Annotated in this window: 19 protein-coding genes and 1 pseudogene; 9 read left to right on the top strand and 11 right to left on the bottom strand. The window is 67.7% G+C overall.

Translation table 11 applies throughout. The features are described from left to right. The first annotated feature begins 127 nt into the window (after positions 1-127). On the top strand, positions 128-1381 hold the full coding sequence (locus AC1DXI_RS17735; RefSeq protein WP_476939700.1) for a mechanosensitive ion channel family protein: 1254 nt from the start codon (positions 128-130) through the stop codon (positions 1379-1381). 122 nt (positions 1382-1503) lie between these two features. Next, positions 1504-3375, top strand: a complete 1872-nt coding sequence (locus tag AC1DXI_RS17740; protein WP_476939701.1) for an alpha-glucosidase — start codon at positions 1504-1506, stop codon at positions 3373-3375. A gap of 305 nt (positions 3376-3680) precedes the next feature. Here AC1DXI_RS17740 and AC1DXI_RS17745 read toward each other — a convergent pair whose 3' ends face one another. The 5 genes from AC1DXI_RS17745 to AC1DXI_RS17765 form a co-directional block, all read right to left on the bottom strand. Next, positions 3681-4478, bottom strand: a complete 798-nt coding sequence (locus AC1DXI_RS17745; RefSeq protein ID WP_476939702.1) for an alpha/beta fold hydrolase — start codon at positions 4476-4478, stop codon at positions 3681-3683. 157 nt (positions 4479-4635) lie between these two features. Then, entirely contained in the window at positions 4636-5550 is a 915-nt protein-coding gene (locus AC1DXI_RS17750) for a pullulanase X25 domain-containing protein (RefSeq protein WP_476939703.1), read from the bottom strand. A gap of 165 nt (positions 5551-5715) precedes the next feature. Continuing rightward, positions 5716-7449, bottom strand: coding sequence for a SulP family inorganic anion transporter (locus AC1DXI_RS17755; RefSeq protein WP_476939704.1), 1734 nt, complete (start codon positions 7447-7449; stop codon positions 5716-5718). 225 nt (positions 7450-7674) lie between these two features. Next, positions 7675-8100 (bottom strand): DUF302 domain-containing protein, encoded by a 426-nt coding sequence (locus tag AC1DXI_RS17760; protein ID WP_476939705.1) that lies wholly within the window; start codon positions 8098-8100, stop codon positions 7675-7677. A gap of 27 nt (positions 8101-8127) precedes the next feature. Continuing rightward, a complete protein-coding gene (locus AC1DXI_RS17765) occupies positions 8128-8385 on the bottom strand; it encodes a metal-sensitive transcriptional regulator (RefSeq protein ID WP_476939706.1) in 258 nt (85 codons plus the stop codon). Between the two features lie 190 nt (positions 8386-8575). Here AC1DXI_RS17765 and AC1DXI_RS17770 point away from each other — a divergent pair, with 190 nt between their 5' ends. Together AC1DXI_RS17770 and AC1DXI_RS17775 are read left to right on the top strand one after the other, a co-directional pair. Further along, positions 8576-9985, top strand: coding sequence for an MBL fold metallo-hydrolase (locus tag AC1DXI_RS17770; RefSeq protein ID WP_476939707.1), 1410 nt, complete (start codon positions 8576-8578; stop codon positions 9983-9985). A 68-nt stretch (positions 9986-10053) separates the two neighbouring features. Then, positions 10054-11265, top strand: a pseudogene (locus AC1DXI_RS17775) (MFS transporter); the annotation flags it as partial. Here AC1DXI_RS17775 and AC1DXI_RS17780 read toward each other — a convergent pair. The 4 genes from AC1DXI_RS17780 to AC1DXI_RS17795 form a co-directional block, all read right to left on the bottom strand. After that, the gene (locus AC1DXI_RS17780; protein ID WP_476939708.1) at positions 11262-11705 is read right to left on the bottom strand and encodes a universal stress protein; all 444 of its coding nucleotides are present in this window, start codon (positions 11703-11705) and stop codon (positions 11262-11264) included. The pseudogene AC1DXI_RS17775 and the gene AC1DXI_RS17780 sit on opposite strands and share 4 nt — an antisense overlap. Positions 11706-12243: 538 nt before the next feature. After that, on the bottom strand, positions 12244-13008 hold the full coding sequence (locus AC1DXI_RS17785; protein ID WP_476939709.1) for a sulfite exporter TauE/SafE family protein: 765 nt from the start codon (positions 13006-13008) through the stop codon (positions 12244-12246). Next, positions 13005-13613, bottom strand: a complete 609-nt coding sequence (locus tag AC1DXI_RS17790) for a rhodanese-like domain-containing protein (protein WP_476939710.1) — start codon at positions 13611-13613, stop codon at positions 13005-13007. Before AC1DXI_RS17790 ends, AC1DXI_RS17785 begins: the two co-directional genes overlap by 4 nt. Before the next feature lie 155 nt (positions 13614-13768). Continuing rightward, the gene (locus tag AC1DXI_RS17795) at positions 13769-14071 is read right to left on the bottom strand and encodes a rhodanese-like domain-containing protein (RefSeq protein ID WP_476939711.1); all 303 of its coding nucleotides are present in this window, start codon (positions 14069-14071) and stop codon (positions 13769-13771) included. 281 nt (positions 14072-14352) lie between these two features. Here AC1DXI_RS17795 and trxA point away from each other — a divergent pair, with 281 nt between their 5' ends. Then, positions 14353-14718 carry a thioredoxin gene (gene trxA, locus AC1DXI_RS17800; RefSeq protein WP_230007315.1) on the top strand — a complete coding sequence of 122 codons (366 nt, stop codon included), beginning with the start codon at positions 14353-14355 and terminating at the stop codon, positions 14716-14718. 394 nt (positions 14719-15112) lie between these two features. After that, complete coding sequence (locus AC1DXI_RS17805; RefSeq protein WP_476939712.1) at positions 15113-16087, top strand: aldo/keto reductase; 975 nt, start codon at positions 15113-15115, stop codon at positions 16085-16087. Between the two features lie 90 nt (positions 16088-16177). Here the strand turns inward: AC1DXI_RS17805 and AC1DXI_RS17810 are convergent, their stop codons facing one another. Then, positions 16178-17230 carry an adenosine deaminase gene (locus AC1DXI_RS17810; protein WP_476939713.1) on the bottom strand — a complete coding sequence of 351 codons (1053 nt, stop codon included), beginning with the start codon at positions 17228-17230 and terminating at the stop codon, positions 16178-16180. 48 nt (positions 17231-17278) lie between these two features. Between AC1DXI_RS17810 and AC1DXI_RS17815 the strand changes: the two genes are divergently transcribed. Together AC1DXI_RS17815 and AC1DXI_RS17820 are read left to right on the top strand one after the other, a co-directional pair. Further along, complete coding sequence (locus AC1DXI_RS17815) at positions 17279-19912, top strand: excinuclease ABC subunit UvrA (protein WP_476939714.1); 2634 nt, start codon at positions 17279-17281, stop codon at positions 19910-19912. Positions 19913-20181: 269 nt separating this feature from the next. Continuing rightward, positions 20182-20832 carry a transglycosylase family protein gene (locus AC1DXI_RS17820; RefSeq protein ID WP_476939715.1) on the top strand — a complete coding sequence of 217 codons (651 nt, stop codon included), beginning with the start codon at positions 20182-20184 and terminating at the stop codon, positions 20830-20832. A 105-nt stretch (positions 20833-20937) separates the two neighbouring features. Here the strand turns inward: AC1DXI_RS17820 and AC1DXI_RS17825 are convergent, their stop codons facing one another. Further along, positions 20938-21465, bottom strand: coding sequence for a hypothetical protein (locus tag AC1DXI_RS17825; RefSeq protein WP_018773880.1), 528 nt, complete (start codon positions 21463-21465; stop codon positions 20938-20940). 245 nt (positions 21466-21710) lie between these two features. On the opposite strand from AC1DXI_RS17825, the gene AC1DXI_RS17830 reads away from it, so the two are divergent. Next, positions 21711-22607 (top strand): MSMEG_6728 family protein, encoded by an 897-nt coding sequence (locus AC1DXI_RS17830; protein WP_476939716.1) that lies wholly within the window; start codon positions 21711-21713, stop codon positions 22605-22607.

A 22607-nucleotide genomic window follows, 5' to 3' on the forward strand; every position in this document is an offset into this window, starting at 1 on the left:
CCCGGAATGGGCGGCCGCAACGTGCCCGAACCTGCCGGGCCCGCCGGCTCCTGCAGCGGCGTGAGGAGACCCACGTTGACATCCGGGCGATTTCAATTGCCCGTGGAAGCTTGCTAGAGCTTAAGTAATGCAAGAGTTCCTCACCCAAGCAATGCCGTTCCTGGCCATGGCCCTCGCCGTGGTTGCCGGCCTAGTCCTGTCCTGGCTGGTGCGCAAGATTGTGCTCCGGCTCAACCGCAGCAAGCCCGAACTGCGCGAGACCTCCCGCGTGGCCCGGTTGCCGTTGCGCTTGACGCTGTGCCTGATCGCCGTCCGGATCGCGCTGGCCACCAGCGGCGGGGATCTCGAATGGCGCCACGGCCTGGACCATTTACTGCTGATTGCGCTCATCGGCTCGCTGGCCTGGCTGGCCGTCGCCATGCTGCTCATCATCGAGGCAATGGTGCTCACCCGGTACCGGGTGGATGTGGCGGACAACCGCCGCGCCCGGCGGCTGCGGACGCAGGTGATCCTGGCCCGGCGGATCGGCGTCGCACTGATCGTGGTGGTGGCCCTGGGCAGCATGATGCTGACTTTCCCCGCGATCCAGGCGCTCGGCGCCGGGCTTCTTGCGTCCGCGGGCGTGATCTCGATTGTCGCCGGCCTCGCCGCGCAGACCTCGCTGGTCAACGTCTTCGCCGGCATCCAGCTCGCGTTCACGGACGCGATCCGGGTGGACGACGTGGTGGTGGTCCAGAAGGAATGGGGCCGGATCGAGGAGATCACCCTGACCTACGTGGTGGTCCACATCTGGGATGACCGCCGGCTGATCCTGCCCTCGACATACTTCACCACCACCCCGTTCGAGAACTGGACCCGGCGGCAGTCCGAGGTCATGGGCACCGTGGAGTTCGACCTCGACTGGCGCGCTCCCGTCGAGGCGATGCGCGGTGAGCTGAAGAAGGTCCTGGCCGAGACGCCGTTGTGGGACCAGCGCGTGGGGATCCTGCAGATCACGGACGCCACCGCCGGCTTTGTCCGCGTGCGCATCCTGGTCAGCGCGGCCGACAGCGCCTCCCTGTTCGACCTCCGCTGCCTGATCCGCGAGGAACTGGTGCTGTTCCTGCAGCAGGACCACCCGACGGCGCTCCCCCACGTCCGCCTCGAATCGCTGCCGTCGGCGCTGGCCGGATCCGCCTCAGGCACAGCGTCCGACGCCGTCCCGGGGTCCACGCGCCCCGGCAAGGCTGCAGCTACGGCCGAGCACCCCCGGCACCCGGATCCCCACGACTCCCAGCTGTTCACCGGGTCCATCGAGGCGATCCAGCGCTCCAAGGCCTTCTCCGGACCGGGCGAGGACGTCTTCGAGGACCGCGACAACGCCATCGCCTCGCAGAACTAGCCGGGGCCGGGCGGTTGCGACCGGACAGGTCTTCCCAGCCCCCGCCAACTGGTCAATAATCAGACGTTGGCGGGTCAGCAACGCGCTGCCCCATTGTCTGCCGGACCAGCTGAGGAGTCCCCATGACGGTCGAAGAAGCCCCCACGGAACCACCCAAGGCGACTGCCGGCGACTGGTTCCAGCGCGCCGTCGTCTATCAGATCTATCCGCGCAGCTTTGCCGATTCCAACGGCGATGGCATCGGCGACCTCCGCGGCATCATCGGCAGGCTGGACTACCTCCAGCGGCTGGGGGTCGACGTCGTCTGGCTCTCCCCGATCTACACCTCCCCGCAGGACGACAACGGCTATGACATTAGCGACTACCGGAACGTGGACCCGCTCTTCGGCACCCTCGAGGAGCTCCGGGAACTGACCGACGGGCTGCACGCGCGCGGCATGAAGCTGGTGATGGACCTGGTGGTCAACCACACCTCGGACGAGCACCCCTGGTTCGTGGAATCCCGGTCCTCGAAGGAGAACCCGAAGCGCGACTGGTACTGGTGGCGGCCGCCGCGGGACGTCGACGCCGGAGCCTCCCCACGGCGCACGGCGGCGGAGCCGACCAACTGGGGATCGGCGTTCTCCGGGCCCGCGTGGGAGTTCGACCAGGCCACCGGGGAGTACTACCTCCACATCTTTTCGAAGAAGCAGCCGGACCTGAACTGGGAGAATCCCGAGGTCCGGGCGGCGGTCTACGAGATGATGAACTGGTGGCTGGACCGGGGCGTGGACGGGTTCCGGATGGACGTCATCAACTTCATCTCCAAGGACACCTCGCTCCCGGACGGGCCGGTGGCCGACGGCAAGCTCTTTGGCGACGGCTCCCCGTTCTACATCGACGGCCCCCGCATGCACGAGTTCCTGCAGGAGATGCACCGGGAAGTCTTCGCGAACCGCACCGGCGAGCTGCTCACCGTCGGGGAAATGCCCGGCGTGACCGTGGCGGACGCCATCCTGTACACCGACCCCGCCCGGGCCGAGGTGGACATGGTGTTCCAGTTCGAGCACGTGGCACTGGACCAGGAGGAGGGCGACAAGTGGCGGCCCAAGAAGCTCCTGCTCACCGAGCTGAAGCAGACCCTGGGCCGCTGGCAGGACGGCCTGGCCGAGACCGGCTGGAACAGCCTGTACTGGGGCAACCACGACCAGGCCCGCGGCGTATCCCGCTTCGGCGACGACAGCCCCCGATACCGCGAGCTGTCGGCCAAAATGCTGGCCGGCATCCTGCACCTGCACCGGGGCACGCCCTACGTCTACCAGGGTGAAGAACTGGGCATGACCAACATGACGTTCGGCGCGATCAGCGACTACCGCGACATCGAGGTCCTCAACCACCACCGCGAAGCCACCACGCACCTGGGCCACACCGACGCAGAGGTCCTCGCCGCCCTCGCGCCCCTGAACCGGGACAACGCGCGCACCCCGGTCCAGTGGGACGCCTCCCGGCATGCCGGCTTCACCACCGGGGCACCCTGGATCGCGGTGAACCCGAATGCCAACCACATCAACGCCGCCGCCCAGGTGGATGATCCGGATTCGGTCTACAGCTTCTACCGCCAGGTGATAGCGCTGCGGCATGCGGAGCCGGTGGTCTCGCACGGGAATTTCACCATGCTGCTGCCGGATGACCCGCACGTCTACGCGTTCACCCGGGCGCTGGCCGGGCCCGGTTCGGCCGTTTCCCCCGGCAGTCCCTCAGACAGTCAGCCAGACGGCGCCGGGATTCCGGAGTTGCTGGTGCTGGGCAACTTCTCCGGCGAGGAGCGCGACGCGGACCTCGGGGACGAGGCCTGGGCTGACGCGGAGCTGGTGGAGCTGGTCTTGGGCAACTATCCGTCCGACGCCTCCGACGGCGGCTCTGCCGCGGGTGCGGTGCGGGACGGCCTTTCCGCGGGCGCGGTGCGCCTGCGGCCCTGGGAACTGCGGGTGTTGCGCCGGCGCCGCGGCGCCTGATCGAGGATCCTGAACGCCAGCCCAAGAAAGGAAGCCACCCAATGACTGTTCCACCAACCCCCGGACCCGATCCGTTTCCGCCGGAACCGGGCCCCACGACGCCGCCGCCCGAGCCCGGAGACCCGTTCCCGCCGGAACCCGGTCCGGTCACGCCGCCGCCGGTTCCGGGGCCCGAGCCGGTTCCCGGCCCCGCGCCCACGCCGTCCCCGGAACCGGGGCCGTTCCCGACGCCGCCCGGTCCCCTCCCGATTCCGGATCCCGGCCCGGTGCCGCCACGGCCGGACCCGACCCGGTTTTAGCGGGCGTCACCGCGCGGAGAGTCCGCGCAGGAACCGGCTAACTTCGGCGTTGAAGGCAGCGGGCGCTTCGACGGCCGCCATGTGCCCGACGTCGGGAATCATCACCAGCGTCGAGCCCGGGATCCGCCGGTTCATCTCGCGCGCCACGCTCGGCGGCGAGCGGACGTCGTCCGTGCCGTACAGCAGCAGGGTGGGCACCGCGATGGTGGGCAGGACGTCGCGGTAGTCGGCGTGGGCGTTCGCGTTCAGCAGTGCCCGCATGCCACCCGGATGGAAGTCGGCCATGATGGCGCTGGTTTCTTGCACCGCCGTTGGATCGGCGTGTTCCGTGAACAGGGTGGGCAGCCACGCGGGGATGAATTGCTCTGCCGGCTGCTCGAGTTCGGCGAGGACCTGGGCGTAGCGTCGCTCGACTTCCTCGGGCGGCAGGGATCCCGCCCAACCGGCATACGCCGAGACCAGCAGCAGCGATGCGGGCACTGACGGGTGCGCCCGGTAGAGCTCCAGCGCAATGCCGGAGCCCATGGACAGCCCGAGGAGGTGCGGCCTGCCGGGCACCGCTTCCCGCAGAAATCCTGCCAGGGCGTCGCCCAGGTCCTTTCCGGTGAAGTCCGGCGGCGGATCGTCGGAGCCGCCGCACCCCGGTGCATCCCAGGCGAAGACCGTGAAGTCAGCCGACAGGTCCTCGAGCTGCCGCCGCCAGATGCGGCTGTCTTCGTAGGCGCCGTGCAGCAGGACCAGCGGCGGACCCTGGCCCGCACGCTGGTACCGGATGCGCAGGCCCGCAACCTCGACGGTCTCCATGAGGCAATGCTAGGTCGGACCGCCGAGGCGTGGCAGGCTCAGGCGTGGCAGGTTCAGGATGCGCAAGGCCGCCCGCGATACGCAAATGACCCTGCGACACCCGAATTTGGGTGTCGCAGGGTCATTTGCGCGTCGGCAGGACGGTTGCGCGTCGGTGCTACGGCAGGACGATGTCCCGGGTGCGGTGATCGTACTGGATAACCAGGAGGCCGCCGCCGTGGTGGACTTCGTGGTTGGGTCCGTCGAAGACGCCAAACGCACCGTAGTTTTCGTCCCAGGAGCGGTTCAGCGCGATCTTGAAGGAGTAGAAGCCGGCAGGAATGTCCGCGGCCATCTTCCAGAGCTGATCCACCTGGTCCAGTTCCATCTGGACCTCGTCATACTGCGGTGCCCAGTTGGCGGGCGCGCCCAGCAGAATGCTGAAGTCGCCGGCAACCGCGACGGCGTCCGGCTGCTCGATGGTGTCGACGCTGACAGCAGTGGCCGCAGCCGCCGGGGCTTCTGCCGGAGCTGCTGCAGGCTGCCCGGCCTTCGCTGCGGGCTTGCGCTTGCGCACCGCCTTGGCCACGGGGGCCACGGCCTCCTCGATGATCTTGGCGGCCTTGCCGGCAACCTTGGATGTTTTCGACGGGGCTTCCGCGGCCGCGGCGGCCGGTGCTGCTGCTGTCTTTGCTGCCCTCTCCGGCTTCGCCTGCTTTGCCACGGGAGCAGTCGGCAGCGGGGTGCCGGCCGGAACCGGGGTGCCGGCGTCGAGCGCTGTAGCGAAGGCGGCAGGCTCGGCGAAGGCAACTGTGGCGCGCTGGCCGTCGTCGGTGATGGACCAGCCGGAGCGGCCCTTGACCAGCCAGCCGGCCTTGACCAGCTTTCCCGTGGCCGTGGTCAGCGTCTTGTGGCCGCGGGGAATGCCGCCGCTGAGGAGCTCGCGTTCGTGGTCGTTGAGGGGCACCCGTGCGATTGCCTCGCCCAGTACGGCTCCGGCGTTCGGCTTCTCGCCGGTCCATACCTCCTCTGCCAGGACATCCAGCACGGCCTTTAGCCGAAGGTTGGTGTTTTCCGCGGTGTTCGCGCCCATGGGTCTCCTTTAGAAGCAATTGATCCACCTGCATTTTGCCAAGGAAACGATGGTTTTTGCGAGCGGATCCGGTTAACTCTGTGTGTCGTGACCCACTATGACAGGGCTGAGCGGGGGGCGCGAGGGACCAACTCGGCCCTACCCGCGAGTAGCACAACACCGGGGTTACTCCTCGGCGCTCCATTTGGCGCCGGTCTGGGCCATGTAGGCGGCAACCGCTGCTTCGGTGGTGGGATAGAAATGCTCCGGCTCGATTTCGCGGGTCAATCCGTAGCGTTCGATCTTCTCCCGGGTCCTGTGCTTGAGCTCGGCGAACACCAGGGAGATACCCTGCGCGTTCAGTTCGACGTCCAGATCGAGCAATACGTCCGCGGCGGTGGTGTCCACGTCCGTGATCGGTTCGGCCGCGATGACGATCCACCGCGGTTTGGGTTCGGTATGGGCCAGGTGCCGGATGTTGTCGCGGAAGGGCCGGACGTTGGCGAAGAACAGCGGGGCGTCCCACCGGTAGATCACCAGGCCGGGCAGGTGCTTCGCGTCCGGGTGGACGTTGATGTCATGAAATCCCTCATAGCCGGGCACCCGCCCGATCACGGTCTCGTACGGCCACCACGCCCGGCGGAAGATGTTCAGGATGGACAGCCCCACCGCAATGCCAATGCCGGGCAGGACGCCCAGGAACGCGACGCCGAGGAAGGCGGCCATGCACAGGTAGAACTCGGTGCGCCGCTGGCGCCAGAGACGAACCGTCCCAGGAATGTCGGCAAGGGAGATCGACGCCGTCATCACCACGGCGGCCAGGGCCGGCTGTGGCAGGTTCCGGAACAGCCCGGGCAAGAACACCAGCATGAGGAGGATCAGCACGGCGCCCGTCACGCCCGTGAGCTGCGACTTCGAGCCGGAACGTTCTGCGACGGCGGTCCGGGATCCGCTGGTGCTGACCGGGAAGCCTTGGAAGAGGCCCGCGGCCAGGTTCGCGGCACCGATCCCGATCATCTCCTGGTTGCCGCGGATTTCCTGCCCAGTGCGTGCGGCGAACGCCGTCGACGTCGAGATCGTGTCCGTCAACGACACCAGCGCGATACCCAGGGCGCCGGCGAACATCAGTCCGAGGTCCGCGAAGTCCACCTGGGGGATGGTGAACGGCGGGAAGCCCTGCGGGAGTTCCCCGACCAGCGAGACGCCCTTGGCGGCCAGGTCGAAGACAGTGGTCGCCGCGAKCGCGGCGACCACCATGACGAGTACCGCAGGGACCTTGGGCAGCCACCGCTGCAACACCAGGATCAGCACGATCCCGCCGATGCCAACCGCCGCCGCGGCGACCACGGTCTCGCCGTTGGCGACGCCCTCGACGAATCCGACCAGGTCGCCAATGAAGTTTTCGCTTTCGACCTTGAACCCGAAGAGCTTCGGCAGCTGGCCCACCAGGATGGTGATCGCGAGACCGTTCATGTAGCCGATCATCGTCGGCTTGGAGATGAGGTCGGCGATGAAGCCGAGCTTGGCCACGGATGCGAGGACCATGATGGCGCCGACCATGAGGGCAAGCATCGACGCGAGCGCGATCGCCTTCTGCGGGTCGCCGTCGGACGCGACAAGGGGCAGGACCGTCGCGGCGATCATGGGCCCGAGTGCAGAGTCGGGCCCCAGGACCAGGACGCGGGACGGGCCGAAGACCGCGTAGGCGAGCAAGCAGAGGATGCTGGTGTACAGCCCGGTGATCGGGGGCAGCCCGGCCAGCTCGGCATAGGCCATGCCTTGCGGAACGAGCAACGTCGTCAGGACGACCCCGGCGATGATGTCCTTGCCGAACCAGTCCTTCTGGTACGTCGCGACGGCATCGAATCCAGGCGCCGCCCGGCGCAGCCAGCCCTTGCGCCGCTCGCGAGTCTTCGTCATATCTGCACTCTGCCGCCCGTCCCCGCCCGGCACATCCCCCGGCAAGGGTGAACCGCGGCGGCCGTGGCGGCGTCTACTGACAACGCGGGTGTGCACGTACAACTTATCTACCTCGGGTCCCCCCGGAACAACTCCAGAGGCTGACATCCAAACGGTAGTGTTGATGCCTCAGCACCGGTGGGCGGCCCGGCCGGGCATCTTGATGCCGTCGAGGTAGGGAGCGCTTCAGTTCCCCGGGATTTGTGCACCGCTGAGTGTGCGCAGAGCAGCCCGGAGCCGTGTGTCGGCGTCGTTGGCGACGTCGCGGACGGCCGGGCTGTTGCTGAGCTTCACCATGGTCTGCGGGTCGATGGCCTGGATGGTCGTCTCGGCGGCGTCCTTGCCCCGGCGGACGACGACGTTGCAGGGCAGCAGCGCGCCCATGTCCGGTTCTGCGGAGAGTGCCCGACTGGCCAGGGCCGGGTTGCAGGCGCCCAGGATCATGTAGTCGCCGATCTCCTCGGCGGCACCGGCGCCGAGCTTGGCCTCAAACGTGGCTCGGACGTCGATCTCCGAGAGAATGCCGAATCCTTGTCCGGCGAGGGCCTCGCGGGTGCGCTGCACAGCCTCTTCCCAGGCCAGCGGGACCGTGACGGCATGCGTATAGCTCATGCTGCTCCTGCGGTAATAGTGGCGGCATCAGGCAAGGGACAGGAAGAGCTTTTCCAGATCCTTGGTATCCATGCTCGCGTCCCCGCGGAGAAGGCACTGCTCGAGGCCGGTCGCGATGATGGCGAAGCCTGCCCGGTCCAAAGCCTTCGAGACAGCGGCGAGCTGGGTGACGATGTCCTTGCAGTCCTTCCCCTCCTCCAGCATGCGTGTGACGCCGGCGAGCTGTCCCTGGGCGCGCTTGAGCCGGTTGATGACGGGGGTGAGTTCTGTCGAATCAAGTTCCATTGCGGACTCCAAAGGTGGGCGGGTACTTTGCCAATTGTATACCCCGGCGGGTATAACGGCCAGCAGTGGGAAGCCGGCAACCAGCCTGCCGCACACCGCTTGCAAGATACCCCCGGGGGTATTATCGTTGTGGGTAGACCGACGGAGAATCCCCTCCCGGAAACTCCCCCGCCCAGCGAAAGAGAGCCCCATGCTTATCGAGCGTATTTACGACGAAGACCTTGCCCAGGCCAGCTATTTCATTGGCTGCCAGGCCAAGGGTGAGGCGGTCGTTGTTGACCCGCGCCGCGACATCGCCGTGTACCGTTCCCTGGCCGCGGCCAACGGGATGAAGATCGTGGCCGTCACTGAGACCCACATCCACGCGGACTTCCTGTCCGGCACCCGCGAACTCGCCGCCGCGACCGGCGCCACCGCCTACGTCTCCGGCGAGGGCGGGGACGACTGGCAGTACGGCTTCGAGGCCGAACGCCTCAACGACGACGACGTGATCACCCTGGGCAACATCACCGTCAAGGCCCTGCACACGCCGGGCCACACCCCGGAACACCTGTCCTTCCTGATCACCGACGGCGCGTTCGCCGATACCCCCGGCTATCTGCTCTCCGGTGACTTTGTCTTCTCCGGGGACCTGGGGCGCCCGGACCTGCTGGACGAGGCCGCGGGCGGCATCGACACCCGCTTCGCCGGCGCCAAGCAGCTATTCGCCAGCCTGCGCGATAAGTTCCTGACCCTGCCCGACCACGTCCAGGTGCACCCCGGCCACGGGGCCGGCAGCGCCTGCGGCAAGGCCCTCGGCGCCATCCCCTCCAGCACGGTCGGCTACGAACGGCTCTACGCCTGGTGGGGCCCCTACCTGGCCGCCAACGACGAGGAGGGCTTCATCGCCGAACTCCTCGAGGGCCAGCCCGATGCGCATGCCTACTTCGGCCGGATGAAGCGCGAGAACCGGGAGGGCCCAGCAGTGATGGGCGAACGCGCCCCCCTGAGCGAACTCGCCACCGAGACCGTTGCCCAGGGCCTCGCCGCCGACACCATGACGTTCGTGGACACCCGCTCGAACGCCGAAGTCCACGAAGGCACCGTCACCGGTGCCCTGAACATCCCCTCCGGCAAGTCCACCGCCAGTTTCGGCGCCTGGGTGGTCAACCCCGAAACCGACAAGAACCCGCTCGTACTCCTGGCCCCCAGCCAGGCCGCTGCGCAGGAAATGTGGGACCACCTGGTCCGCGTCGGCATCGACGACGTCGCCGGCTACGTCACCAGCGTCGAGGGACTGCCCGCCAGCACCCCCAAGCTCATCCAGCCTGACGAACTGGACGGTTTCGACGCCGCGATGGTCCTGGACGTCCGCAACCGCACCGAACACGCTGCCGGACACATCCCCGGCTCCCACCAGCTCAGCGGCGGCCGCGTGATGTGGAACCTGGACCAGCTCCCCTCCGAAGGCACCATCGTGTCCTACTGCCAAAGCGGGGTCCGGAACTCCGTCGCGGCCAGCGCCCTGCGCCGGGCCGGCTACGACGTCGTCGAACTCGACGGCAGCTACGCCGGATGGGCCGCCTGGCAGCAGGCTCGGGAATCTGTTTCCAGCAACTGATTGCGGCAGGACCCGAAGTAGTTAATTGACAGCGTTGGCGGCGGCCGGGGCACCCCGCCCCCCCCCCCCTGGCCCAGTTCATACTCCTGGTCGCCGTCAATGCCCTAGTCGGCGGCACCCTCGGCCAGGAACGCACCGTGCTGCCGCTGCTGGCGGACCAGGTCTTCCACCTTGACCGCTACACGTCCGCCCTGACCTACATCGTGGCCTTCGGACTCGCCAAGGCCGGCACCAATTACTTCGCCGGCACGCTCTCGGACCGTTACGGCCGAAAACCCGTCCTTGTGACCGGCTGGCTCATCGCCATCCCCGTGCCGCTGCTGCTGATCTTCGGAACCTCCTGGGGCTGGATCGTTGCCGCCAACGTGATCCTCGGCATCAGCCAGGGCCTCACCTGGTCCACCACCGTGGTCATGAAGATGGACCTCGTCGGACCCTCCCGGCGCGGCCTGGCGATGGGCCTGAACGAGGCTGCCGGCTACCTCGGCGTCGCCGGGACCGCCCTGGCCACCGGCTACATCGCCACCAACTACGGGCTCCGCCCTGGGCCGTTCCTGCTCGGCGCCGCCTACATCGCCCTGGGACTGGGCCTGTCCGTTCTGGCCGTGAAGGAAACGCAAGGCTACGCCAGAGTGGAGGCCGCCAACCACACGGCCGCCCACGCGGCCGCCCACGGGGAACTAAGCAACCGGGAGATCTTTACCCTCACCAGTTTCCGGGACAAGTCCCTGTCCTCGGTCAGCCAGGCCGGCATGGTCAACAACCTCAACGACGGCCTCGCCTGGGGCCTGTTTCCGCTCCTTTTTGCCGCCGCCGGGCTGAGCATCGAGAAGATCGGCATCCTGGCCGCCGTCTACCCTGCCGTCTGGGGCGCCGCGCAGCTCGTCACCGGAGCCATGTCGGACAAATACGGCCGTAAATGGCTGATCGTCGGGGGCATGCTAGTCCAGGCCGTAGCGCTCGGCATCGTTGCCTTCGGCACCGGCTTCGGGGTCTGGTTCGCCGCCGCCGCTCTCCTCGGTCTCGGAACAGCCATGGTCTACCCCACCCTGCTTGCCGCCATCGGCGACGTCGCCCACCCGCAGTGGCGCGCACGCTCGGTGGGAATCTACCGGCTCTGGCGCGACGGCGGCTTCGCCGTCGGCGCCCTGCTCTCCGGCATGCTCGCGGACGCCTACGGCATCCCCGCTGCCGTCGCCGTCGTCGCGGCCCTCACCGCGTTGTCGGGAATTCTCGTGGCCGTCCGGATGCGCGGCACCGACCACAAACCTGCAATCTAAGGAACCGCCCTGGCACCGGTACGGACCACCAGCACAGGACAATGGGCATGGTGCACCGCATGGCTCGATACCGACCCCAGCCGCATTTCGGCGAAGCCGCCACGACCCCGCGATCCGACCACCAGGAGATCGGCCCCGGCCGCCGCCTTCAGGAGCAGCTCCGCGGTATGCCCCTCCTTCACTTCACCGGTGACCGCAACACCGGACCCGGATGCCCGCCGCAGCGCATCAGCGTGCACGTTCCGGGCGTTGTCGCCGAAGGCTTCATGGTCCTCAGCCTTGCCAGCGGCGTCCCCGAGGAGGGGGTAGTGCCATGCTGTGACAACGTGAACCTGCCCGGCTCTCAGCCGGGCTTCCTGAAGGGCCCATTCCAGGGCTGCCAGTGACGAGTCCGACCCGTCGACCCCAACAACAACCCGGAAGACCGCCTCTGCCGCCATCGAGCCTCCCGCTACGCGTCTGCCGGGCACAACGTCGTGCCGCACGGCCCACGATCCTCCCGCTGCGCAGTGGAATCAAGGGGATAACTCGGCTGGAGCCGGACGCGGTGGCGATGCTGCGCCCGCACCGTTGGCGGCCTCAAAACACTCTTTCGAAGGCTGCCTTGGCGCCGGCACGCGGGGCTGCCGCTCTATCTCGCGGTGAAGTCTTCATCCGGATAAATACCCTAGGGGGTATACTGATGAGACTATCCACTTATGCAAGGGAGCAACCAGATGTGCCGTGCGGTGACATGTAAGAAATGCCAGAAGACGACATGGGCAGGCTGCGGCCAGCACGTCGACCAGGTCATGCGCGGGGTTCCGAGCTCCCAGCGTTGCCGCGGGCACGAGCAGGAAAAGTCGACGGGCAAGGGCTTCTTCGCGAAGCTGTTCGGGCGGTAGGTGGACCCTGCCGGCGCCCAAGCACAGGCGTTGAGGAAGGGAAAGCGCCGGAGGGCATGTCCTCCGGCGCTTTTTTGACGTTCCTTGGCGCCCCTCAGGACAGGAGCGCCTGCACGGCGACGTAGGCGGCGATCACCAGCACCAGGATTCCAAAGCCACGCTTGAGGACCCTGTCCGGGATGCCGGTGCCGATCCGCCCTGCCGCGAGTGAGGCGGCCATCGCGGTGACGGCGAAGGCCGCCGTGACGGCCCAGTCGATCTGCAGATCACCCAGGTGGGCGGCGAAGCCGGCGGCCGAGTTGATCACGATGATCACGAGGGAAGTTCCAACGGTCAGCGCCATCGGGAGTCCGAGAACCAGGGTGAGTGCGGGGACGATCAGGAAGCCGCCCCCGACGCCGAGCAGACCGGTCAGGAACCCGACGACGGCGCCGGTGGCGATTGCCTTGGGCAGGCAGCTGCGCCAGTTGACGCCGCCGCCGGGCAGCGCGCAGGCGCCGCCGACGGATGTGGACGGCATCAGCATCCGGATGCCGGCGAAGACCATGATCGCGGCAAAAGCCAGCAGCAGGACCTTTGGGTCCAGAAGCCGGTTGACCGCCGCGCCGAGGTACGCGGTCACGGTGCCTGCGGCGCCGATGATCAGCGCCAGTCTCCAGTTCACCCCGTTCCGCAGCCGGGGCAGCACCGCGACGGCGGAGGATGCGCCGACGACGACCAGCGACGTCGGGATCGCCGCCGCAAGCGGCAGCCCCACGCCATAGACCAGGGCGGGCACGGCGAGGATGGATCCGCCGCCTCCGACCAGGCCCAGCAGGCCACCGACGATCAGCCCGAACGCCGCCGCGGAAATGATCATGCCTTCGCGTCCAGGCTCTTCAGGGCCTGGTGCGCGGTGGGCTCGTTCGCTGAGCGGTTCCACGGCATCCTGGAGAGCATCTGACCCATGGCACAGCTGTTAGTGGCCGCGGAGAACGTCAGGCCAGCACCGATGCCGGCGGCAATCAGGCCCAGTTTGGGCGAGATGAACTTGCTGCCGAGCATGCCGGCAAGGACAAGGGAGCCGGCGGTCATCCGGACCTGGCGTTCCAGGGCCCAGGCGCCACGGCCGCGGACGACGTTCCCGCCGGCGGCCGCGTAGGCGGGGACCCCGCCGGACAGGACACTGGCACTGGCCAGGCCTACGGCGTCCAGGTGCTTGCGGGCCTGCTCGGCCCGGTTACCGGATTGGCAGACGAGGACCACGCGGGTACCCATTTTCGCCGCGAACTCTTCCGTGTGTTCGCTGAGCATGGCCAGCGGCACATGGTACGAGCCATTGATGTGCATGGCATCGAACTCTGCGCCGCTGCGCACGTCAATGACCATCAGATCGTCGTGGTTATCCTCCCAGGCCTTCAGGGTCGAGGCATCGATGGACTTGGGAGCGCTATGAACAGGAGTGGTCGTATTCAGGGAATTCATGATCTCTTTCGGTATTTCCTGGAGCATTTCTTGTGGCGGCCCGCTATTGCGCGAGGCCGCCCTCCACCGCCCGGTTCGCCACATCAGGGACACGGTCCGGGCAAATGGAAGCCCGGGCGGCGCTTGGGGGCGCGCCGCCCAGGCAGTCTGGTGGGTCAGGCGGTCGGGAATCCCGCGGCAGTCCAATCAAGCATTCCGCCGGGCACGGTGTAAGCCGTGTAGCCTGCGGCCGCCAGCTGGTCCGCGGCTGCCGCACTGCGGCGTCCGCTGCGGCACACGGCGATGACCGGACGGGACTTGTCCAGGCCGCTGAGGCGGCCGGCCAGTTCGCCCAGGGCAATGTGCGTGGCACCGGGGATCATGCCTTCGGCGATTTCAGCGGATTCGCGGACATCCACGATCTGGGCATCGCTGCCGCTCTTGAGTTGTTCTGCAAGCTGCTGCGGGGTGATTTCCATGGGCTGGACCTTTCGGTAGGACGGGGCTGCTGAGCGGCAAAAATACGGGACTAGGGGTTGCCCGGGAAAGAGACCGGCGCCGGCCTGGGCCAGGCGCAGAAAGAGTGTGCGGACTTCCTCCAGGGCGGGCTTCCTGGCTGACAGCCCGGACCGTGCGCCGCCATGGTGTCCGGGAGCCCTTGTGGGCAACCTTCCCCCTCCATCATGATACCCCCTGGGGTATAAATGCAAACCCGGCGCCACGCCTTGCTGATATACCCCCGGGGGTATAATATCTTGCCATGGCAACCATCGATATTTCCGAGAAAACCTTCAACGACACCATCACCGGCAACGGCATCGTGCTGGTGGACTTTTGGGCAGCCTGGTGCGGCCCGTGCCGGATGTTCGCCCCCACGTTCAGCAAGGCATCGGACAACCACACGGACGTCGTCTTCGCAAAGGTGGACACGGAGGCCGAGCCCGGCCTCTCCGCCGCCGCCCGCATCACCTCCATCCCCACCCTGATGGCCTTTAGGGACGGGATCCTCGTCTTCTCGCAGCCCGGGGCAATGAACGCGGCCGGGCTGGAACAGCTCATCACCGCCATCAAGGACCTGGACATGGACGAGGTCCGGGCGAAAATGGCAGCCGCCCCGGCGTCGTAGGGATCAAGAGGCCCCCAGCCCCGGTCCGGGGTTCTCCGGGAATAAGCACCAACCGACGGAGTTCCGGTTCGGGAAATCTTGGCATTACAGCATCGGCCTAGCCATTGCCTGGGCGATCGCCCTCACACGCTCGTACTGACGATCCGCGGGTCTGGAGGCCTGCAGCCGTTCTGGCTGGGTCCGATGGCACACGCCGTTTTCGCTCCTGGGCCGGACCGGCATTACGCGAGCCAGGGACCACCGAGCCGAAGCAGGCCTCCCGTTGTGTCCCCGGCCCGATGGGCTTAGAGTTGCGGTCTGCCCACCGCGCGCCGTCCCGCCGCTGACCAAGCGCCGGATCAGGTGCCGGACTGGGCGTCCCACCGTTCCCACTGTTCCCACTGAGGAGATATGTATGGAAACCCGCACGCTCGGTTCACTCACCGTCTCGGCCCTGGGATTGGGCTGCATGGGCATGAGTGAGTTCTACGGCCATGGCGAAGACAACGAGTCCATCGCCACCATCCAGGCGTTTCTCGACGCCGGCGGAAGCCTGCTCGACACCGCGGACATGTACGGCCCCTTCACCAATGAAGAGCTGGTGGGCCGGGCCATCGCAGGCCGGCGCGACGACGTCGTCCTGGCCACCAAATTCGGCAACGAACGGCGTCCCGACGGATCCTGGGTGGGCATCAACGGCTCCCCCGACTACGTGCGCGCCGCTTGCGATGCAAGCCTGCAGCGGCTGGGCGTGGACCACATCGATCTGTATTACCAGCACCGGGTGGACAAGACCGTCCCGATCGAGGAAACCGTGGGGGCCATGGCTGAGCTGGTCCAGGCCGGCAAGGTCCGGCACCTTGGCCTGTCCGAGGCCAGCGCCGACACCGTGCGCCGGGCCCACGCGGTGCACCCCATCACCGCCCTGCAGACCGAATACTCGTTGTGGGAGCGCGAGCCGGAGACCAAGGTCTTCCCGGTCCTCGCCGAGCTCGGCATCGGCTTTGTGCCCTACAGCCCGCTGGGCCGCGGTTTCCTGACCGGCCAGTTCCGCAGCCCCGAGGACTTTGCGGCAGACGATTTCCGCCGGCACTCCCCGCGTTTCCAGGGCGAGAACTTTGACCGCAACCTGCAACTCGTAGACCGGGTCAAGGAGTTGGCTGATGCGAAGGGCTGCACCCCGGGGCAACTGGCACTGGCCTGGCTGCTGGCCCAGGGCGAGCACATCGTTCCCATCCCGGGCACCAAGAAGGTCGACCGCCTGCGGGAAAACCTAGGCGCTGCCGACGTCGAACTCTCCGCCGAGGACCTGAACCGCCTGGACGAACTGGCTCCGGCCGGGGCGGCAGCCGGAGCGCGCTACCCGCACATGGACTCGATCGACGTCTAAGCACGCCGTTCGACAGCCAACGCGGGGTCACTTACGGCCCGTCCGGGGCCTCCGGATGGGCGCGTAGTGACCCCGCGTTGCTTGGGTGGGTTAGTGTCCGGACGCGGCGAGCTCGGCGAGCAGCTCGGCCTTGCGTTCCTCGCTCGCGAAGGAGGACCGGATCGAGTTCGCGGCCATCCGGACGCAGTCGAACTCGGACAGGCCGATCACCGATTTCAGCTGCGCGAAGTTGTCGTCCACGTAGCCGCCGAAATACGCCGGGTCGTCCGAATTCACGCAGACGTTCAGCCCCGCCGCGAGCATCGCCGGCAGCGGGTGCTCGGCCAGGGTGTCCACAGCGCGGAGCCTGACGTTGGACAGCGGGCACACGGTCAGCGGCATGAGCTCGTCCACGAGCCGTTCCACGAGCTCCGGGTCCTCCATGCAGCGGATGCCGTGATCGATCCGCTCCACCTCGAGGAGGTCCAGCGCGTCGATGATGTACGACGGCGGGCCCTCCTCGCCGGCGTGCGCGATCCGGTGCAGCCCGGCGTCCTTGGCCCGGGCGAAGAGCCGCTCGAACTTGGCCGGCGGATTGCCCACCTCGGCAGAATCGAGCCCGATGCCGGCGATCGGGGCGCCCATGGCAAGCAGCTGCTCCAGCACCTCGAGCGCGGAGTCCTCGGTGAGGTCGCGCAGGAAGGCCGCGATCAGGAGGGTGGAGATGCCGAACTCTTCACGGGATCCGGCAAGTACTGAGGCCACGCCGTTGACGCACGTCTCCAGCGGTATCCCGCGGGACAGGTGGGCCTGCGGGTCCAGCATGATCTCGGCATGCCGGACCCCGGCGAGCGCCGCCCGGGCCAGATAGGCCCGGGTCATGTCGGCGAAGTCCTGCTCCGTCTGCAGCACGGCCATGTTGGCGTAGTACAGGTCCAAAAAGGACTGCAGGTCAGTGAATTCGTAGCGGGAGCGCAACTCGTCGAGGTCCGCATAGGGCAGTGCGATCCCGTTGCGTTCCGCCAGCGCGAAGATCAGCTCCGGTTCCAGGGTTCCCTCGATATGCAAGTGCAGCTCGGCGACCGGGAGCGCGTGGGGTTCGCCAGCCTCCGGCTCGTCCGGTTCGTTCTCCGTAAGTTGAGCCCCGTCGTCGTGTGTTTCCATCCGGTAAGGATATGCCCGGCGCTCCCCGGAGCGGATAGAGTCGAACCAATGCAAAGTAAACAGCATGCTTCCCATTTGCCGCGCCCGGCCGGCCGGGACCTCATTCCTGATCTCGCTCCCGGCAATCCGACGGACGGTTTTGTCCGGGTGCGCGGCGCCCGGGAGAACAACCTGCGCAACGTGGACGTGGACGTGCCCCGCGACGCGATTGTCGCCTTCACCGGCGTCTCCGGCTCCGGCAAATCCTCCCTCGCCTTCGGCACCATCTATGCCGAAGCGCAGCGCCGCTACTTCGAGTCCGTGGCCCCCTACGCCCGCCGGCTCATCCAGCAGGGGCACAACCCCAAAGTGGAAATGATCACCGGGCTGCCGCCCGCCGTCGCGCTCCAGCAGCGCCGCGGGACGCCGAGCTCGCGGTCCACGGTGGGCACCCTCACCACACTGTCCAACTCGCTGCGCATGCTCTTCTCCCGCGCCGGCAGCTATCCGGACGGCGCCGGCCCGCTGGACTCGGACGCATTTTCGCCGAACACGGCCGCCGGCGCCTGCCCGGAGTGCCACGGCCTGGGGATCGCGCACACCGTCACCGAGTCCTCGCTGGTCCCGGACACCTCGCTGAGCATCCGCGACGGCGCCATCGCCGCCTGGCCCGGAGCCTGGCAGGGCAAGAACCTGCGCGACATCCTGACCCACCTGGGCCACGACGTCGACACCCCCTGGCGGAAGCTGCCCAAGAAAGACCGCGACTGGATCCTGTTCACCGAGGAACAACCCGTGGTGGAAGTGACGCCCCAGCGCGACCGCGTCGCCAAGCCGTACAAGGGCCGGTTCTGGAGCGCCAAGAGCTACGTGCTGCATACGCTCGCCGATTCCAAGAGCGCCACCATGCGCGAGAAGGTGCTGCGCTTCATGGAAACCGGCCCGTGCATGGTCTGCGGCGGCAGCGGCCTGACCCCGGCCGCGCTCGCCGTCACCTTCGCCGGGCACACCATCGCCGACCTCAACGCCGTCCCCATGACCGAACTGGCGGACATCATCCGCCCCACCACCGAACTCACGGAGGCCGGGACCGCGTCCCGCAAGCAGTCCTCCGGCGAGGGCAACGAGGTGGCCGTCGCCATCACCCGAGACCTCCTGCAGCGCGTCACCGTGCTGCTGGACCTCGGCCTGGGCTATTTGGCGCTGGGCCGGTCCACGCCCACGCTCTCCCCCGGCGAAATGCAACGGCTCCGGATCGCCACCCAGCTCCGCTCCGGGCTGTTCGGCGTGATCTACGTGCTGGACGAGCCCTCCGCCGGACTGCACCCCGCCGACGCCGAGCCCCTCCTCGCAGTCCTGGACCAGCTCAAGTCCTCCGGCAACTCGGTGTTCGTGGTGGAGCACAACATGGACATCGTCCGCCGCGCCGACTGGCTGGTGGATGTCGGCCCCCGCGCCGGTGAAGGCGGCGGCGAGGTGCTCTACAGCGGCCCCGTGGCCGGCCTCGCCGAGGTGGAGGCGTCCGTGACCCGGCCGTTCCTGTTCCCGGACGGTTCGGCTGGTACGGCTGACGGTTCCGGCACTGCGGACGACGGCGGTGCCCGCCGCAGCGCGGACGGCGGCGGTCCCGCCGCGCGCGGCACCCGGCGGGAAGCTGCCGGCTGGCTGGAACTGCGCGACATCAGCCGCCACAACCTGCGCGAACTCGACGCCGACTTCCCGCTCGGCGTGCTGACCGCGGTCACGGGCGTCTCCGGCTCCGGCAAGTCCACGCTGGTCAGCCAGGTCCTGGCCGAGGTGGTCGGCGCCCGGCTGCACCCGGAGCCAGACGCTGCCAAGGCCCCCGAGGACCTGGAGGCCGACGCCGGCGAGTCCACCGGTCCGCTCAGTGTCGGACCGGTCTCAGGCCTCGACCAGCTGGACCGGCTCGTCAAGGTGGACCAGAAACCGATCGGCCGCACACCGCGCTCCAACCTCGCCACTTACACCGGCCTCTTCGACGCGGTGCGCAAGGAATTCGCGGCCACGGATGAGGCCAAGGCGCGGGGCTTCGGCGCCGGCCGCTTCTCCTTCAACGTTGCCGGCGGCCGCTGCGAGACCTGCCAGGGCGAGGGCTTCGTCGCCGTCGAACTGCTGTTCCTGCCCGGCAGCTACGGCCCTTGCCCCGAGTGCCATGGCTCGCGCTACAACCCCGAAACCCTTGAGGTGACGTACCAGGGCAAGAACGTGGCGGAGGTGCTGGGCCTGACGGTCAATGCCGCCGCCGAGTTCCTCGACGGGGTGCCGGCAGCGGCGCGCAGCCTGCAAACGCTGCGCGAGGTGGGCCTGGGCTACCTCCGCCTCGGCCAGCCGGCCACCGAGCTCTCCGGCGGTGAGGCCCAGCGCATCAAACTCGCCACCGAGCTGCAGCGCTCCCAGCGCGGCCACTCCCTCTACCTGCTGGATGAGCCCACCACCGGCCTGCACCCGGCCGATGTCCAGCTCCTCATGGCCCAACTGCACCGGCTCGTGGACGCCGGCAACACCGTCATTGTGGTGGAACACGACATGGATGTGGTGGCCGCAGCGGACTGGGTGATCGACCTCGGCCCGGCCGGCGGCGACGCGGGCGGCGAGATCGTGGCGATCGGGACTCCCGCCGCCATCGCGCGCTCCACAGCGAGCCGGACCGCTCCGTACCTGGCCGCAATGATCGGAAGCTGATCCCCGCGAGCATGTTCGAGGGCGTCGGCATCAATGTGGACCAGATGATAACGGCAGAAGCAGCCAAAGTAACGTCTTGATAACGGCCCGGGGCTGACTTAGCCTAGTGTCCATGCCCGGCAACCGGGTATTGCATGCCCGGTGCTACCACCACCAGATACTGCCCGACCGGTAGACACCGCTATGACCTCTATTGTCAGGGGCGGGCAGTGGCGTCAAAACGTCCGGGGACGGACCGAGCGCTGGTGGGCCTCAGGAGCATCTGAACCATGAAAAACTCAACCTATGGCACTGCCGCGCGCCGCGGCATCTCCCTGGCGGCTGTTTCGATTGCCGCCGTCGCACTGTCCGCCTCGGCCGCTAACGCGGCCGTACCAACTACAGCCCCTGCCTCCACGTGGGATTCACTGGCCCAATGCGAAAGTGGTGGGAATTGGGCCACCAACACTGGAAACGGATACGCGGGCGGGCTGCAATTCAGCGCCAGCACCTGGGCGGCCCATGGCGGCACGGGGTCCCCGGCAAACGCCAGCCGTGCGCAGCAGATCGCCGTCGCCGAGAAAGTGCAGGCCAGCCAGGGCTGGGGCGCGTGGCCAGCATGTGCCGCCAAGCTCGGCCTGCGCGGCGGCGCCGCGGCTCCGCAGAGTGCGGCCACATCACGACAGCCCGCCGCGATTCCCTTCGCAGCCAAGGCTCCCGCCAGATACGCCCCCAAGGCAGCCGTGCCTGCACCGCGGCACGTTGCACCGGTATCCGTGAGTGGCCAGACCTACACCATCCGGGGCGGCGAAACCCTGAGCACGATCGCCGCGAAGCTCAACATCGCCGGAGGCTGGCACGCGCTGGCCGACGCCAACACGGCGACCATCAGCAACCCGCATCTGGTGTTCCCGGGCCAAGTGCTGCAACTGCCCGCATAGGGCGGTTACGGCACTCGGCGTACAGCAAGACACACAGCACGACGCCGGAGCGATCCCGCAAGGGGGACGCTCCGGCGTCGTGGTGCTTCAGTAAGCCGTGCGGGCTCAGGCGGCCTGTGGGATTTCGCGGATAATCCGCACTTTCCACGCGGCGTCGTCGCTCGTGTCCAGCAGGGCCACCGTGCCCATGGCCAGGTGCAGCGCTACCCGCTTGGCGGCGAGGAGCTCAAGGTAAAGGCTTTCGTTCATCCGGGCCGGGGCGTCGATGACGTACTTCACGGCGTCGCGGACTTTGCGGTAGTTGGCGCTGCGCTCGCGGTGCAGGTGCAATTCCAGCATCCTGCGCTGCTTGATCTTTGGCTCGTGGCGGTTCAGCCAGGACACCGCGGCGTGGACGGCTACCACCAGGGTCAGTGAGATGACGTAGATCTCCCAGCCACTCGAGAGCAGGAACAGGGGCAGGTTGGCGATCGCCACGGCGGCGATGAAGAGGCGGAGGGCCACCAGGCGCCGCATGGTGAGGGCCACGGCAGCCATGGCCGCGCGGAACCCGCGCTGCTCGTCGCGGGCGGCAACCGGATCCAGCGTGAATTCCTCCAGCACCACTATTCCGTGGGCGTCGGGGCTGAGCATTTGTCCGTACTTGGGCACGAACGGCGCCGGTGCGTCAGTTACTGTTGGTGGCTCTACTAAATAAGGCTCTGCTTGATATGGCTCTGCTGAATAAGGCATGGGCGTGTCTTCCGTGGCGGCGGGAGTGGTTCATGTTATTTTAGCGGCTCTCTCGCACCCCTGTCTGCCCTGTTCCGTCATGTGAGCACCCTCACCGGCCTGCGCCAGCAATTGGCGCATTTGACCCGTGGCCTCAAACTGGAAAGATGCAGACTTTCCTCCCCTTCCCCGATTTCCAGCAGAGCGCCGCGGTTTTGGACCGTGTGCGGCTCGGCAAGCAGCGCGTCGAAGCGTTGCAGATCCTGCGTGCGCTGGTGATCCCGGAGTACGGCTGGCAGTCACACCCGGCGATCCGGATGTGGATGGGGTACGTTCCTGCGCTGACAATGTACGGCCTGGCCATGGTGGATGAATGGACGGCCCGCGGCGGCGAGGACACCACGCGCCAGAAGATCATGGAGTTCGCCCCGCAGGCGGCCCACCCTGACTACGCCGCCAAGATCCCGATGCCGCCATGGCTGGGCAATGCGGATTTCCACCTCAGCCACCGGTCCCGGCTGATCGCCAAGGATCCGCGGTTCTATACAGAGGTCTTCCCGGGCACGGACCCGGACCTGGAGTACATCTGGCCCGAACCCAAGCACGAGTTGGTGCCCGAGGATCCTGCCGGGGACCGCATGTGGGTCCTGCGCCTGCCCCTGGGCGACACCGAGCCCGCGCAGCTGAAGACTGTCAGCCTGCCACCGGTTGGCCGCAGCAAGGCCCCCGCGGACGACGACTACCAGTTCGTCTACGCCGACTCGGGCTCCCGCCGTCCCGGCAAGGTGCGCAAGCTGCCCCCGAAGCAGCTCGTCAAGAAGCCCACCCGCAAGCGCCAGCAGCAGGAAGAGGCGTTCACCACCCTGCCCGGCAACTCCGTGGTTGCCATCCCGGTCAACGACGGCGCCGCCTTCGCCGTCGGCAAGGTCCTGGGCCGCCCGATCACGGTTGATGGCCAGTTCGCGCGCAACTTCCAGGTCGACGAGATCGTGGACCGCTCCGCCTTCGATTACCCTGCACTGATGCAGGACCCGCGGGCCTTCTTCCCGATCCCGGCGAGGTAG

Source organism: Arthrobacter sp. P1_H7, assembly GCF_056405215.1.